Origin of the sequence: Geobacillus sp. DSP4a (genome assembly GCF_013096875.1) — a bacterium.
Lineage (GTDB): Bacteria > Bacillota > Bacilli > Bacillales > Anoxybacillaceae > Geobacillus > Geobacillus thermophilus.
This window is the reverse complement of the sequence record NZ_SDLD01000253.1, coordinates 1-326: the sequence shown is the minus strand read 5'-3', so window position 1 is coordinate 326 and position 326 is coordinate 1. Positions and strand designations below refer to the sequence as shown.

1 tRNA gene and 1 rRNA gene are annotated in these 326 nt (G+C 54.9%); both read right to left on the bottom strand.

Annotated elements, in window-relative coordinates:
- Positions 1–118 (bottom strand): 23S ribosomal RNA (locus ETC02_RS17225); the annotation flags it as partial.
- 81 nt (positions 119–199) lie between these two features.
- Positions 200–275 (bottom strand) — tRNA-Ala (locus ETC02_RS17220).
- Between the last annotated feature and the right edge of the window lie 51 nt (positions 276–326).

The following is a 326-nucleotide window of genomic DNA, read 5'->3' as shown; positions in this document are numbered from 1 at the left end:
TTCGGACATCTCCGGATCAACGCTTGCTTACAGCTCCCCGGAGCGTTTCGGCGTTTGCCCCGTCCTTCATCGGCTCCTAGTGCCAAGGCATCCACCGTGCGCCCTTTCTAGCTTAACCTACAGCGCTTCTCGGCTTCTTCCTTTGCTTTTCCGGTTATCTAGTTTTCAAGGAACGATTTTTTTTGAGAAAACATCGAGATGGTGGAGCCTATCGGGATCGAACCGATGACCTCCTGCGTGCAAAGCAGGCGCTCTCCCAGCTGAGCTAAGGCCCCGCAACCGATGGGCCTAAGTGGACTTGAACCACCGACCTCACGCTTATCAGG